Here is a 14,596-nt window from a genome sequence, read left to right as displayed (position 1 = left end):
TCTAACCACGTTTTTTTCCCCGTTCTCGCCGGGAACGGTTTAATGATGCCTCATATTCCAAGGCTGCACCCATGCCAAATAAAACTCCGCTCCATACCCAAAACACTTCTAGTATCTCTCCACTTTGATAATTTGGAATCGAATTCTCGGCGTATTTATACCATATATCTGCAATGTAGAGCGAAAATGCCGCAGCTGCAATCATACGCCAAGAGAGAGAAACTCTTCCACCCCAAAAAGCTAGGAGTAAGGTAGTAGCGAAAATTAACAGCAAGACGTCACTAAGCACATAAAACCAATTTAAAACAGAAGCAACAACTTCTAACCAAGAAGATTGACTGACGACTGTTGTCTGTGGCTGATTTCCAATCAACCATGCTAGTGTGCTGCCTAAGGCTCCTATTGCTAGTACTATTATCCACTGCGATATTTCCAAATGTAATCGTCTAGAAGCCACTGCTAAAATCATACCTACGCCCAGCGACAAATATGTTATTACATAAAATACATCGGCTACTGAAGGAAAAGGTTCTTGTTGTAAAACTATTTCGATATAGCCAAAAATTATCCCTCCCAAGAAATAGGAAAGCATACCAATACCAACAGCTAGCCAAACATTGCGACCGCTAACTATTTGCTCGCTACGCCAATTCCTTAAGCATAGGATACCAGACCACAAGTAAGCTACTGCTTCAAAAATATTTGTACCAAGAACGTACCATCCGGTACGCGTTTCTGTCCCATCTGCACCGGGAATTTTGGCACTAAATAACAAAAAGTACAAAAATGCTAATATACTCCAGGTTATGCCACATAAGACAATATTTTGAGTCGTCAGTAAAGACTTAGAACTTTGAGGTTTGTTGTAAGTGCTACTCATATAAATTCGCTGTGTCAACGTATGCTGACAGTGTTTCGTGAGTAGAAAACTACCAGAACAACTCCATGAATTGGTTTAGTAGTATAAAAATCTACCTGTTAAAAACACTGTTATACTAATGCCACAGTTTACTCAGTGGAGACTGATTTAGCCAACTTAAGAATAGCGATCGCTCTTCTTCAGGCATACCTTGTAGCTTATCAACCACTGAATGAGCAAAATTAGTATTGCCAAAATAGCTTTTCCCTAGCCGATGCAATTCTTGCAACAGTGTAATAATATGATTTTCTTTCCAACTTAGTAATCGATCCTTTTGTGGATTCATCTCTAGCAGATTTTTGACTTCCTCAGGGGAAGAAACTTGAGGAAATTGCCACTGCTGGAGTTTAGCTGCAATTTCTTTCTTAAATAATGCCGCTTGCCTAGTACCTAAAAAGTCTTCTATATCCATATATACGGCTTGTAGCAGCAAAATGCTTGCTTGAGTAAATACGTCTAGTCTAGCGCGATCGCCTGGATCACCGCTGAGTTGATCTAGGCGAATTTTGCCCCAAACGCTAAAGCGATCTGACTCCTCCAACAGAACACAGGCTTTGCCCTGATTATCAGTAAAATCTCTCCACAAGGCTCTGGCTTCTTCTTCTTGGCTAGCTTTGAAGACGCTAATTAACCTAAAGGTTTGCCCCTGATAATGGAGGACAGGGATCTGCTGTTCCCGTTTTGGGTGCTGAATAGTCGATATTTCAACATCCTGCTTTTTCAGAATAAACATGACACTGGCAAATAACTCCTCACAGGGGCATTATTAATTAATATGGCAGATATCATAACTCTATTAGGGCAGAGTCGCCTCTGGCGTCTTTACTTATATAGCTAACTTCACATCTTGCACTCATACTAATCACCTGGAGACAGCAGCCGTGAAATTCTCTTTACCAAGTTCAACCTGGCAAGGAGAACTAGAGAATGCTCTCTCCATTAGTGACTTGAATTTTAGCCTCACAAACCTAAATTCCGCAATTTGAGATTGCATTATACTAGGAGGACAGATAAAATATCTAAGGGTTAGTTTAAGATAGCCCTTTTAATGATGAGCGCGTAGCTCAGGTGGATAGAGCAACTGCCTTCTAAGCAGTTGGTCGCAGGTTCGAGTCCTGCCGCGCTCGTATGATATATAGTCCCTAGATGACTTCTGCTGATACCAATCCTCGTGCCAAACCACAAGCATTTGTGAACAATGTATTGACAGGTGCAAAACAGGTGCTATTGTTTTAACACATGATGGCGGCGGTAATCGCCAAAGAACAGTGCAAGCTTTACCACAAATCATTAGTGATATTAAACAGCAAGGCTATCAATTTGTATGTGACCATTTCCGAATTACTAGAAATGGAATATTCAGGGTAGACAAAAAGCCTACCCTGTAAATTTTTCATTCACTCATCGCGGAAGCACAGCTTGTGGCGGCTAACCAAAGTTTGTGCAGTAATAACTCAGTGCGATCGCCTATGGTGGTGACAAACACACCTTTTACATCTTCAGAACCATCCGAAAGCCAAGAACCCCGCAGAGTAACTTCAATATAATTGGTATCACATACGCACAAAACAATCGTTTCCCTCTCATCCCACTGCACCTCAAACTTGAGTTGTTCTAATCCCGGCAGATCTACAGGAAGCAAAAAGGAAGCACTGCTGGGTTCAACGCACAGACTTTGACCGACTCGCAATGCCAAAATCACTCGCTGCGCTACCCACTCCTCTAAGGATTGAGTCAGACACTCTAGGTGAAAGCTTGTTTCGGTATAAGTTAGTTTCAGCATTCCTCATGCTCTCATGCTATTCCACGTTTATTTGCAAGTCCAACCAAAACTGTTCTGCAAAAGCGATCGTCGGATGGACTGGTGCTTTTGGTGTGGTACGCAGGTGCATACCAATCTCTTTGAGGCTTCTGTCTCCTTTGGAGGAGTTACACCGTTCACAAGCAGCGACTACGTTATCCCAAGTATGTTGCCCGCCTCTAGAACGAGGAATCACGTGATCTAGTGTCAGATTTTTGCTACTATCGCAATATTGGCAACTGTAACGATCTCGTCGCAAGACTTCTCGCCTATTCACTGGCGGGACTTTCCATATTCGCTCGTAAGAAGTAAATTTCAAGCGAACATGTTTTGGCACATACACTACCAAGTTAGGTGAATGAACTTGCCATCCGCTAACCGTGGTAATCTCCAGTGGTTCAGCCTTATTTGTTACTAAAAGTACAATTGCTCGCTTGATATTTACCCGACACAATGGCAAGTAATTGTGAGAAAACACCACCACGGATTGCTCTAAAACTTGCGTTGCACTTGTCACGGTTTGACTCCTCATTCAAAAACCCCCGCTCCTTTCTTCTTTGAAGCGGGGGTTGGGAATTGACCTTTTCTTAAAGTCTTTTATTCCTATATCGGTACAGTGTCCCGGTGTCTGTACCTCCCGCTTTCTTCGTCTATTTGTGGTGCTCGATTAAGTACACTAATCTTGGCATATCTAAAATCACGATTACCCTCTGTGAATTGACGATGCTTTCGGTTTCCACACCCCATAAATAAATACTCCACTTCCACAGCGGTTAATTCCCAATTGGCTTGGGAGTTTTTAACACGCATGAAAGCAGAGCTGGGGTAAACGAATCTCACAGAAAATTTCACCTATTGAACATTCCTTTAAACATACTACACTTGTATTACTATCCTGTCTATAGTTTTAAGGAGAAAAACTCATGCATACGATTGCTCGCACGCCAACCACTGATATGGAAGTCACCAGCATCAGATTAGAGCGAGAATTGAAAGATAAGTTGAAAGAACTAGCTGGCAATCAGGGATATCAAGCCTTGATCCGCGATATTCTCTGGAACTATGTCCAGCAAAAATCAGGAGAATGGAAACCTCGATTTTCAAAAGCTGATATTCGAGCTAGTATATCCGCCACTGCCCAGCAAGAAGAACGCTGTGTATTAACAGGCCAAGTCATTCAACCGCAACAACCGATGCTATTGGGACTAACAAGAAATGGCGATATGGTTCCTTTAAGTATCGAAAGCTTGGCTGGATAAATTTGGACTCAGATGAGTGCAGCCTAGTTATTATTACTGGCATTTCAACTAGGCTGCATTCATAGTCTTTAGATTAATAGACTTTAATATATATAATTACAAAAATAAAAACAAAATACTTATTAAATAAATTTATAAAAAAGATATAGTGGCTAACTTTGAAAAATTTTGCATTCAAAAATTGATAAAATAAGCAACTTTAACCAAACTCAACAGACACACAATATTAACCTAATTAACCTAGTCAAAATTAAAAAAATCTAAAGGAAAAGTATTAATAGTAAAAGCAAAGTTTTATTTGCTACTTGCTCATCTCAAGGCTAAAAGTGTAATTTTATGCCTGAAATACAGAGATTTTGCTATGTAAGTCAATTAAATACTGATTTATCAATAATGAAAATATTACACATTTAATGTGTAATTTAAGTATTAATTCGTATATATTAATGAGACTTTGTCATAATTCCAGAGAAATTACGGTTTGTGTATAGTTACAAACAGGATATTCTTAGGTCAAAGTTGGTAAATTAAGTAAATGCTCAATAAGCAGCTATTATCCTGCTTCGGCATCTTAGTAGATATTATGTATTCTATTACTCAATGTTTTTTGCATATAAGAATTGGCCATCTGAAATAGAAAGGGGCTATAACAAGTGAAAGAAGCTCTTGAAATTTAAAGATGTCTGACTCGACAGGGTGCAGTCACACAAATGGAGTAAGCATATGGCAGGAGGTTTGGGTACAAAAACAATGGGGTCAAGATTCAAGAGCTTACCAGAAATAGAAAAGGGTTTGTCATCACCCCCACAGTGCATAAATAAAGTAGATCGACTCACACAATATCCGGTCAAACTGATGCAGTATGAGGAAGAACCAGCACTAAAGTTGGCACAAAAGATCAATAAAATCATCGCCAATAGCTCAACTGCAGCAGGTATGCTGCAAGATATAGCCCAAGTGCTAGGGATTGCATTTCAGGTAGATTGCTGCTGCTTAGTGACGTTTAAGGGTGAAGCATCCGGTGAAGAAATAATTGGGAACTGGTGTGCTCAAGAGTATTTTGGTTTGCAGCGTTCTGACGAAATATTTTCACTAGAACAATTGGATTTACCAATAGTGCAGTGTGCTTGTGAACCAACCATAGAGGATATTTCAACAATTCAAGACAGCTTGGCTATAGGATGTCAATCTTTGCCGCTACCCATCAAAGCTGTTTTAGCAATTACTACTCGGTTTGGTACTAACAAAAACGGTGTAATTAACCTGATTAAATCTCAGGCATACGATTGGAGTGAGTCGGAAAAGCATTTGCTCAAAGCTGTAGAATCAGTTTGCGCGATCGCTTTTTCTCAAGTAGTACAAGGACAATTAATCGCCTCACAACAGCAGTATCTAGAAGTTTGCGCCCGGCATCAAAACCTAATCAAGCAATTGACGATCCTTGGTCGTAGCAATTTAGAATTGAATCAAATGCTGCAATTGGCGATCGCCTCAACTGCGGAGTCTTTAGGGGCAGATCGTGGTTTGCTCATACTTTTAAAATATGCTGATCCGCTATTTAGAAGTTTGCCTAAAAGACAGATTCCCAAAGCGAAAGCAACTTTGGTAGGAGAATGGGTAAGAACAACAGAAAGTTTCCACTCCAGTAAATTAGATACTCCGGAGAATTCCTTTTGGCTCTCAGAATGTGGCGTGTGCCAGCGTGTTTTTAGCGAGTCTGGTAAATCAATCATTCTGAATGACTATACAGATCGCAGCGATATGCTTCCGGCTGCACCAGTGTTTGGATTGGAGCAACTGCCTGCCATGCTGCTTATGGCTTTGGAAAGTCAAGGCAAAATCTTAGGATTTCTGGTGCTACAACAAACACAAGCTCGGATTTGGCAAGCAGCAGAAGTAAATATTATGGAAATGGTCTGCGCTCAAGTCAGTAATGTTATTATTCAAACGCAAACTCTGCGGCAGGTGCAGATGTTGGTGGATGAGCGTACAGCTCAATTACAGCGCAGTCTAGACGTTCAAGCTAAATTATACGAAAAACAAAGGCAATATGTAGAGCAGCTGCGAGAACTCAATGAACTAAAAGATGAATTTTTAAGTAACATGAGCGATCGCTTGCGCTACCCCCTGACAAATATGCGCATGGCAATACGTATTCTACGCCAGCCAGGAATCACGCTAGAGCGGCAGACTAAGTATTTAGACATCTTAGAAGAAGAGTGTAGCAAGGAAATAAACTTGATTAATGACTTGCTGACGCTCCAGAAGCTAGAGACTCATCAAGAGCGTCCACAATTTGAAACTATCGATTTAAATACAAGAATTGAAGACATAAGTACATCTTTTGAGAAAAAACTGATAGATAAAGGCTTAAGTATTCATCTTGATTTGCCAATTCAAGCATTAGAGCTACAAACAGAACTAGAGAGCTTTGATCGAATTCTGCAAGAGTTATTAACTAATGCTGGCAAATTTTCAGAACGAGACACAGTTGTTCAACTACAAGCCGAGCACCAGGTTATCCAGCAAGTTGATCGAGTTATCATAAGGGTAATTAATATAGGAAATGGCATCTCTGAAGAAGAAGCCACCTATATCTTCGATAAGTTCCGTCGTGGTAAAGGACGATGGATTCCAGGTACTGGCTTGGGGCTTGCCCTAGTTCAGTCCTTGGTGCAGCATTTGCGTGGGGAAATTGCAGTGGAAAGCATTCCAATCGAGAATACCAGCCTCAGCAAAATTTGCTTTACCCTAACCTTGCCTCAATTTTCTGATGACAGCAAACCATATTCTGAAAGTGACTGAAGAACAATACACACCAGAAGAACTCAATTCCATCGTCACTGAAGACGAAACCTACCTGGAAGCGGATTTGACTGATAATGCTGATGAATTGCAAGCTGTGGCAGTTCAAATTGAGAAAATCGCGGAGCGACAGCGGCAAATCACTGCTAAAATTCAAATTCCACAACCAGTGGCACAAGTCTGGAAAGTGCTTACAGATTACGAAGCATTGGCTGATTTTATTCCCAACCTAGCTACAAGTCGTCTCTTGGAGCATCCCAATGGTGGTATTCGCTTGGAGCAAATTGGCTCTCAACGCTTTTTGCGCTTTAATTTTTCTGCCCGTGTGGTTCTAGATCTAGAAGAAAAATTTCCACAGGAAATTACTTTCCGAATGGTAGAGGGAGATTTTAAAGATTTTTCTGGTAGTTGGGGCTTAGAGCCTTATTCTCTCGCCCAGGAAATAGGGACTAATCTCTGCTATGTATTGAGAGTTTGGCCGAAACGTACTGTGCCAGTAGGAATCATTGAACGTCGGCTTGCCAAAGATTTACAACTCAATCTACTTGCAATTCGCCAACGTGTAGAGGTGTTAACAACTTAAGCTTAAGCAAATACTGATGACGCATCTAGTATTACTTGCGTTATCAGTATATTCTCAATTCATGCAACTTTTGTGGCGCATTTAAGTCACAATAAATATTTTATCCGTAAAGTGTTGATGAAATGATGTAGAAACTCTCAAAGTCACTAAAGGATCACTTCTACTTGCTCTGAAACTAGGATAAATCACAAAAAGACTCAATTCACACTGAATCTTTGCCCTTTTCGTGTTTATGTATCTACTTAAGATACCCCCAGGGGAATTCGAATCCCCGTTACCTCCGTGAAAGGGAGGTGTCCTAGGCCTCTAGACGATGGGGGCGCGTGGTTCACACTTTTATAAATCTAACTGTTTTTACAGTTGGTGTCAACAGGTTTTGTGAATAAATTTCTAGGAATATTTTCAATTGCAACAGCTACACTGGTTGGAAGTAAAAGTTATTGACAGCTAATGCTCAAAAAAATACACTTTTGGGGCAAGTATCATACTGCAGCGCTTATATTTAAGGCGTTAGCATCAACTTATGTTTGACCAACTCAAAAATACTGTAAGATATACAACTAAGTATGAAACAACTTCTCTATTTAGTAAAGGATGGGGGTGTAGTATCGCACCCAGAAAAGCGAAGATTTACCATTCTTTACCAAAGATTTTGAAAAATAGCGCTCAAAATCTAGCACATGGAAGCATCTTTTGAAATCACCCTGCAAATGGTGATCGCTGTTGTTGCAGGCATTAGTGCTCAAGTACTAGCAGCATATCTGCGGGTACCCAGCATTGTATTTTTATTATTGTTTGGCATCTTGCTTGGCTCTGATGGTATTGGAGTGCTACACCCGCATCTGTTGGGTACTGGGTTAGAAGTGATTGTCGCTCTGGGAACGGCAATAATTTTGTTTGAAGGCGGACTAAGTTTGGAACTGCAAGAGTTAAACAAAGTTTCCACAAGCTTGCAACTACTTGTCACCTTAGGAACTCTGATCACGTTGCTTGGTGGCAGCATGGCGGCTCATTGGTTGGGCGAATTTCCTTGGCCGATCGCTTTTCTGTTCGCTTCTTTGGTTGTAGTTACAGGGCCGACTGTAATCAGTCCCTTGCTAAAACATATTAATGTGGAGCGACAAGTTGCAACTCTGTTGGAAGGAGAAGGGGTTTTAATTGACCCAGTCGGAGCGATTCTTGCTGTCGTAGTACTAAACACAATTTTAAACGACAATGCCGATCCCCTGATTGCCATTAGCAGCTTATTTATGCGCCTCAGTATTGGCGGGGCTATTGGCGCTGCGGGTGGTTGGCTGATGGCTTTTATTTGTAAGCGTGCCAGTTTTCTTTCCTTTGAGGTGAAAAACCTGGTTGTGCTAGCTGGCTTGTGGGGCTTATTTGCACTCGCGCAAATGATCCGCAGTGAGTCGGGGCTGATGGCAACTGTGGTGGCAGGACTAGTATTTGGGGCTGCTTCGGTGCCAGAAGAACGCTTACTACGACATTTTAAAGGTCAACTGACGATTTTTTGTGTCTCAGTGCTATTTATTCTACTAGCAGCCGATTTGTCTATTGCTAGTGTGTTTGCTTTAGGTTGGGGCAGTTTATTTACTGTTCTGGCATTAATGTTTGTTGTTCGTCCGATTAACATTCTCTTATGTACGTGGAATAGTGAACTCAACTGGCGACAAAAATTGTTTCTGAGTTGGGTAGCTCCTCGCGGCATTGTTTCTGCTTCTGTTGCTTCCTTATTTGCAATTTTGTTGACAGAGCATGGCATCAACGGTGGTGATGCAATTAAAGCCTTGGTTTTCCTGACAATTATCATGACAGTGTTTTGCCAAGGTTTAACTGCTGGTTGGATTGCTAAATGGCTACAAATTAGCCCCAAAGAGTCTGCTGGAGCAGTTATTGTTGGTTGTAATCCTTTGAGTATTTTGATTGCTCGCCTGCTGCAAGAACGGGGAGAACCAGTGGTGATGATAGATACCGATCAAGAAGCTAGCCAAAAAGCCCAAGCACAAAATCTTCAGGTGATAACTAGCAGTGCTTTAGATGCTAATGTTTTAGAAGAAGCAGGACTGGCTGCTATGGGGACTTTTCTGGCGATGACTAAAAATGGTGAGGTCAATTTTGTTTTGGCACAACGAGCCGCAGAAGAGTTTAACCCACCACGAGTGTTAGCTGTTTTCCCTCGCGATCCGCAGGCTAATAATTCGACAAGTAAAACCAAAGTTAACCAAGCTTTTCTAAGCGACTTGCAAATTAAAACTTGGAATCAGTACCTGAACGATGAGCAAGTGAAGTTAGGGATCTCAACTCTCAAGGAGAATGGCTTTTCTTTGCAAAAGGTGCAATTGCAGGCATTAATCCGTACCGGTGAGTTAGTACCTCTATTTTTAGAACGGGACGAGAAATTGCAGATTATGCCTGCGGGCGAACCTTGGCAGGCAGGTGATCGCATTATCTATCTATTGCACGATCCCAGACCAAATCTTTTAAAACGTCTTTCGGGTGGTAGTCAATCTACTCGCCTTTCTCTAGAAAAACTACCAGAAGTTGAAGAAGTGCCGATTACCAAATTATCTCAACTTTCTGCTAGTGACGTTCCTGCACCTTGAATTAACTGTTGAGAGTTACTAACTTCAGATTTTGTCTGTTCTAACTGCATTTGTTTTTCTTGCCACAGTGTACTTAACAAATGCACCACAGAAATAATAATGGCAGCGAGCGAGAGAATATAACTGTGGATTGTATAAAGACGTTGAACAGTAAGTGTACTAATGGCACCACCAGTCAGAATTTCTCGCAGTTGTGAACCAATAAAAGGAATTGCTTCGATTGTTCCCAATTCAATGCTAAAACGCCAGAAGCCTTCTTGATCCCAGCTTAAGATCATCGCTGTCCATGACAACCCAATCGCCATTAGAGTAAACAAAATCCCACTAATCCAAGCTGTTAACCAACTCTTGCGATACCGTCTGCCCAAAAACATGACCACAATTTGCACCAGAGCGATCGCAATTACTGCATTACCGGCAATATTGTGGGCTTTACGGAACAACCAACCATAGGGTACTTGCTCTGCAATCATTTTCAAAGACTGATAAGCTCTCCCTGCTGCTGGTTCGTAGTAAAAAGACAGCAAAATTCCAGTAGATGCAGCTATAAAGGATAGCGTAATGATTACGACTGATAATATCGTTGCTATGCGCCGCGTCACTCTATCGAAATCGGTGTTTTGCATGGCTCACCGCTCCTTTGCTTGGCTAAATATATATTTTTATTACAAGTGTAACTAAGAAAAGTTAAGAGTGGTGAAGATTTATTGGTGGTTAGTGATTAGTGGTTAGTAGTTAGTGGTTAGTGGCTAGTGGCTAGTAGGGGCGGGTTTAGAAGATAAATGATCAGTTTGAACGGCAAGATGATCAACAAAACCCGCCCGTACAGTAGTTAGTAGTTCCTCCCCTGCCCCTCTGCTCCCCAGCTTCCCCAGCCTCCCCATCTCCCCCTCCCCTTTTCTAGGCTGTAGGGTTAAGGTTGTCGCGAATAATTGTTAAACCCAAAGCGTTATAAGCAACCAGCATTTCATCAGATACTGTCGGTGCAATGACAAGATAAGTTAGTGCATGGATTGACTCCACGACGTAGGGAGCAGCAGTGTCTAACTTTTGTGCTGTTGCTAATCCAACCACCTCTGCTGCTCCAGCAATCATCGCTCGTTTCACGTGGGCTTCGTCTAAGTTCTGCACACTAATTCCAATTTCTGGGTGTAGACTGCACACCCCTAGCATGCACAAATCTGCACGAATCATGCGTAATGATTCAACCGTCGCAGCACCCACGTTTACCAAAGCTTTTTTGTAGAGTTGTCCGCCTAGCATTACAACTTTAATGTCGTGATGCTCGGCTAATGCAATGGCAATCGGAGGGCTATTTGTTACTACTGTCGCTTGCAAATCTAAAGGCAAATGACGGGCTACCTGGAGCGTTGTTGTACCTCCATCTAAAATTACCACCTGCCCAGGACAAACCAATTTTGCTGCTGCACGAGCGATCGCTTCTTTTTCTTTGGGTGCTTGTTTTTGGCGATCAGCATAACTAGCGATCGCAGGAGAAGCCAGTAGCGCTCCTCCATGCACGCGCTGCAATAAACCAGACTCAGCTAGTTCCCGTAGATCTCGACGAATTGTATCTTCGGAAACCTTAAGAACTGTACTAAGTTCCGATGAAAGCACCTTTTTATCACGATGAAGAATATTTAAGATTAATTGTCGTCGCTCCGCAGTTAGCATGACTAGTTTTCCTGAAGTTGCAGATTTCTTCTTGAAATTGCACGTTTGTGAGTTTATACTTATTATGTGAGTTTATACTCATGGGCGTGCAGGTTTTTGCATATTTGGGATTACTTTTAAATAATTCAAGCACATTCGTGCATAGAGGAAGTAAAAGGGGCTAGGAGCTAGGGACAAACAAAGAAGAGGGCAAGGAGATGGAGAGACAAGGAGACAAGGGGCAAGAACGTCAATTACGATTCTCCGCGTCCCCGCGTCCCCACCTCCCCCTGTCCTCTTCCCAATCTCCGTTACCCAATACCTTTTTCCGTAGTTTGCGCTGTTGTCCTGTCTAAATCGATTCAAATTCAAGGAATTAAGTCATGACTTTTACTGACATCAAATTTCCCATAGAACTCAGTGCTTACAAACCTCTGAAACTTAATCCGGCGAATGCGACTCTTACGACTGAGCAAAGAGATACCCTCAAAGCAAACATTCAACTTTGCCGTGATGCGATCGTTTTCTTCACAGCGACTGGAGCAGCGAAAGGAGTAGGTGGTCATACTGGTGGCCCTTATGACACAGTACCAGAGGTGATGATTCTCGATGCATTTTTTCGAGGAGCATCAGATCAGTTTGTACCCATTTTCTTCGATGAGGCAGGACATCGAGTAGCAACTCAGTACCTGATGGCAGCCCTGCACGGAAATTTACCCGCCGAGCAACTTCTACGTTATCGCGAAGCACACTCAACCTTACCGGGACACCCGGAACTAGGACTAACTCCTGGTGTAAAGTTTAGTTCTGGGCGTTTAGGGCATATGTGGCCTTATGTCAATGGGGTGGCAATGGCGAATCCAGGTAAGGTAGTTTTCTGTCTTGGTTCTGATGGTTCCCAGCAAGAAGGTAATGACGCCGAAGCAGCTCGCTTGGCTGTTGCTCAGTATCTCAACGTCAAGCTCATTATTGATGATAATGACGTGACGATCGCCGGACATCCTTCTAAATACTTGCCTGGTTTCAGCGTCGCCAAAACTTTACAGGGACACGGTTTGAAGGTACTAGAGGGAGATGGGGAAGACTTAGACGATTTATATAGTCGTCTGTGCGAAGCAGTGACTACTCCTGGGCCGATCGCTATAATCAACAAACGTCCCATGTGTCCCGGTATTGAAGGCTTAGAAGGCTCCAATCACGGACATGACGTGATTTCGGTAGATTTGGCAATTAAATATCTGGAATCTCGCGGACAGACGGCTGCTGTCGAACACCTCAAGAGTATCACCAAACCCAAACAAACTTATACTTTTCTCGGTTCAGGTAGCGAATGGGGTGCTAATCGCAATGTGTTTGGTGAAGCGGTGGTTGCCGTTCTGAGTCGCATGAGTGAAACAGAGCGCAAGCAAAAAGTTATGGTAATTGATAGCGATCTTGAAGGCTCTTGTGGTTTGAAGAAGATTCACGATGCCTACCCAGAAATTTTTGTTCCCTCCGGCATTATGGAGCGAGGTAACTTCTCTGCTGCTGCCGGATTTGGAATGGAAGAAGGAAAACAAGGTATTTTTGCAACCTTCAGTGCTTTCTTGGAAATGTGCATCTCAGAAATTACGATGGCACGGCTGAACTACTCGAATGTGCTTTGCCACTTTTCTCATGCGGGCATAGATGACATGGCGGATAACACCTGCCACTTCGGTTTAAATAATATGTTCGCTGACAATGGCTTGGATGATGGCTACGAAACCCGTCTGTACTTTCCGGCTGATGTGAATCAGATGAAAGCCTGTGTAGAAGCTGTATTCTTTGAGCCTGGGCTGCGGTTTATTTTCTCCACCCGTTCCAAAGTGCCTAACATCAAGGACAGTAATAATAATGACTTGTTTGGTAGTAGCTATAAATTTGTTCCTGGTAAAGATGAGGTGGTTAGAGAGGGAACGCAAGGCTATATCATCAGCTTTGGGGATGCTCTTTACCGCGCCCTTGATGCTGTAGAGCGTCTTAAGCAGGAAGGGTTGGATGTAGGTTTAATTAATAAACCAACTCTAAACGTTATCGATGAAGAAATGATGACTAAAATCGGTAACGCTCCCTTCGCCTTGGTTGTAGAATCCTTTAACCGTCGCACTGGATTGGGTAGCCGTTTTGGTTCCTGGCTGTTAGAGCGTGGCTTTACTCCTAAGTATGCTTATCTTGGCACTCATCACGAAGGTTGCGGCGGGTTGTGGGAACAATTCCCCCATCAAGGCATCGATCCGGTGAGCATTATGAATAAAGTCAAAGAGTTAATTAAATAGCCGTCACCCTAAAGGTGCGACTAAACGAGCGAAGCCTGCTTTTGGCAGGCTTTGTTTAACAGACAATTAAGATAGCCAAAAGAGATGGTGCAAGAAACTCAAATTGGAGCGATCGCACGATGGGCATCGTAGTAGCGAAGATGCGATTCTAAGTAAATAAGCAGAAGTAGAGTGTATTTTGTTCTTAAGCTAGACATTCATGTAATAAGTTACACGATGAGGAATGAAAATCTTTTTTGACTGACTCCTAAAAAATGGGTAAACCGGGAGTAATGAATTTTAATTAACTACTTACTATTAATTTTTTTCTGGCATTCTGGTGAAGCTACCTGCCTTATCATATCAGCCACAGCTTTTTGATTTTCTGGTGATAATGGTGTCTGATTATCATAAGAAATACGGTTTCTTTCTATAATTGCCGAATCATTTGCTACAGGCGATTTAAATGTGGTTTCACGTGCTTATATGTACTTGAAAACAGATCAGGACTTGCACACGAGTTATGGAATAATAAACCACAGAGTACGCAGAGTAAACGGAGGAAAGAAGATTTTAGAGGGGTTTTGCGTAAGTCCCACAAATTTTTCACCAAAAAGTTTATACAGTTCTAACTTCACGCTGTAATTTCCATCTACATTGTTTAGGTTGATGTGGGGACGCAAAGAGATTGTAACGA

12 protein-coding genes, 2 tRNA genes and 1 pseudogene are annotated in these 14,596 nt (G+C 42.1%); 7 read left to right on the top strand and 8 right to left on the bottom strand.

Annotated elements, in window-relative coordinates:
* Position 1: 1 nt before the first annotated feature.
* Positions 2–880 carry a hypothetical protein gene (locus U2718_RS26750; protein ID WP_341993089.1) on the bottom strand — a complete coding sequence of 293 codons (879 nt, stop codon included), beginning with the start codon at positions 878–880 and terminating at the stop codon, positions 2–4.
* A gap of 115 nt (positions 881–995) precedes the next feature.
* Entirely contained in the window at positions 996–1,652 is a 657-nt protein-coding gene (locus U2718_RS26745) for an Npun_F0813 family protein (RefSeq protein WP_341993090.1), read from the bottom strand.
* A gap of 320 nt (positions 1,653–1,972) precedes the next feature.
* On the opposite strand from U2718_RS26745, the gene U2718_RS26740 reads away from it, so the two are divergent.
* Together U2718_RS26740 and U2718_RS26735 are read left to right on the top strand one after the other, a co-directional pair.
* Positions 1,973–2,046, top strand: a tRNA-Arg gene (locus U2718_RS26740).
* A gap of 19 nt (positions 2,047–2,065) precedes the next feature.
* Positions 2,066–2,287: pseudogene (locus U2718_RS26735) on the top strand (polysaccharide deacetylase family protein); the annotation flags it as partial.
* Positions 2,288–2,312: 25 nt separating this feature from the next.
* Here U2718_RS26735 and U2718_RS26730 read toward each other — a convergent pair.
* The 3 genes from U2718_RS26730 to U2718_RS26720 form a co-directional block, all read right to left on the bottom strand.
* Complete coding sequence (locus U2718_RS26730; RefSeq protein ID WP_341993091.1) at positions 2,313–2,702, bottom strand: alr0857 family protein; 390 nt, start codon at positions 2,700–2,702, stop codon at positions 2,313–2,315.
* Positions 2,703–2,718: 16 nt separating this feature from the next.
* Positions 2,719–3,237, bottom strand: a complete 519-nt coding sequence (locus U2718_RS26725; protein WP_341993092.1) for an HNH endonuclease — start codon at positions 3,235–3,237, stop codon at positions 2,719–2,721.
* 86 nt (positions 3,238–3,323) lie between these two features.
* On the bottom strand, positions 3,324–3,530 hold the full coding sequence (locus tag U2718_RS26720) for a hypothetical protein (protein WP_341993093.1): 207 nt from the start codon (positions 3,528–3,530) through the stop codon (positions 3,324–3,326).
* A gap of 113 nt (positions 3,531–3,643) precedes the next feature.
* Here U2718_RS26720 and U2718_RS26715 point away from each other — a divergent pair, with 113 nt between their 5' ends.
* From U2718_RS26715 to U2718_RS26705, 3 genes are all read left to right on the top strand, one after another.
* Positions 3,644–3,979, top strand: a complete 336-nt coding sequence (locus U2718_RS26715) for a ribbon-helix-helix domain-containing protein (protein ID WP_289791391.1) — start codon at positions 3,644–3,646, stop codon at positions 3,977–3,979.
* 723 nt (positions 3,980–4,702) lie between these two features.
* A complete protein-coding gene (locus U2718_RS26710) occupies positions 4,703–6,784 on the top strand; it encodes a GAF domain-containing sensor histidine kinase (protein ID WP_341993094.1) in 2,082 nt (693 codons plus the stop codon).
* The gene (locus U2718_RS26705; protein WP_341993095.1) at positions 6,753–7,367 is read left to right on the top strand and encodes an SRPBCC family protein; all 615 of its coding nucleotides are present in this window, start codon (positions 6,753–6,755) and stop codon (positions 7,365–7,367) included. The genes U2718_RS26710 and U2718_RS26705 overlap by 32 nt, the downstream gene beginning before the upstream one ends.
* A 248-nt stretch (positions 7,368–7,615) precedes the next feature.
* Here the strand turns inward: U2718_RS26705 and U2718_RS26700 are convergent.
* Positions 7,616–7,688 (bottom strand) — tRNA-Glu (locus tag U2718_RS26700).
* Between the two features lie 359 nt (positions 7,689–8,047).
* Here U2718_RS26700 and U2718_RS26695 point away from each other — a divergent pair.
* A complete protein-coding gene (locus U2718_RS26695; protein ID WP_341993096.1) occupies positions 8,048–9,970 on the top strand; it encodes a cation:proton antiporter in 1,923 nt (640 codons plus the stop codon).
* Here the strand turns inward: U2718_RS26695 and U2718_RS26690 are convergent.
* Both U2718_RS26690 and U2718_RS26685 read right to left on the bottom strand, forming a co-directional pair.
* On the bottom strand, positions 9,937–10,596 hold the full coding sequence (locus U2718_RS26690) for a cytochrome b N-terminal domain-containing protein (protein WP_341993097.1): 660 nt from the start codon (positions 10,594–10,596) through the stop codon (positions 9,937–9,939). The two genes, U2718_RS26695 and U2718_RS26690, sit on opposite strands and share 34 nt — an antisense overlap.
* A gap of 274 nt (positions 10,597–10,870) precedes the next feature.
* Positions 10,871–11,644: a DeoR/GlpR family DNA-binding transcription regulator gene (locus U2718_RS26685; protein ID WP_341993098.1), complete on the bottom strand. Its 774-nt coding sequence runs from the start codon at positions 11,642–11,644 to the stop codon at positions 10,871–10,873.
* 362 nt (positions 11,645–12,006) lie between these two features.
* Here U2718_RS26685 and U2718_RS26680 point away from each other — a divergent pair, with 362 nt between their 5' ends.
* Complete coding sequence (locus tag U2718_RS26680; RefSeq protein ID WP_341993099.1) at positions 12,007–13,920, top strand: transketolase C-terminal domain-containing protein; 1,914 nt, start codon at positions 12,007–12,009, stop codon at positions 13,918–13,920.
* Positions 13,921–14,596: the final 676 nt, after the last annotated feature.

The organism is Chlorogloeopsis sp. ULAP02, from assembly GCF_038404745.2.
Classification (GTDB): domain Bacteria; phylum Cyanobacteriota; class Cyanobacteriia; order Cyanobacteriales; family Nostocaceae; genus Chlorogloeopsis.
Note: the sequence above shows the minus strand (reverse complement) of the source record. Positions and strands in the feature narration are given on the sequence as shown.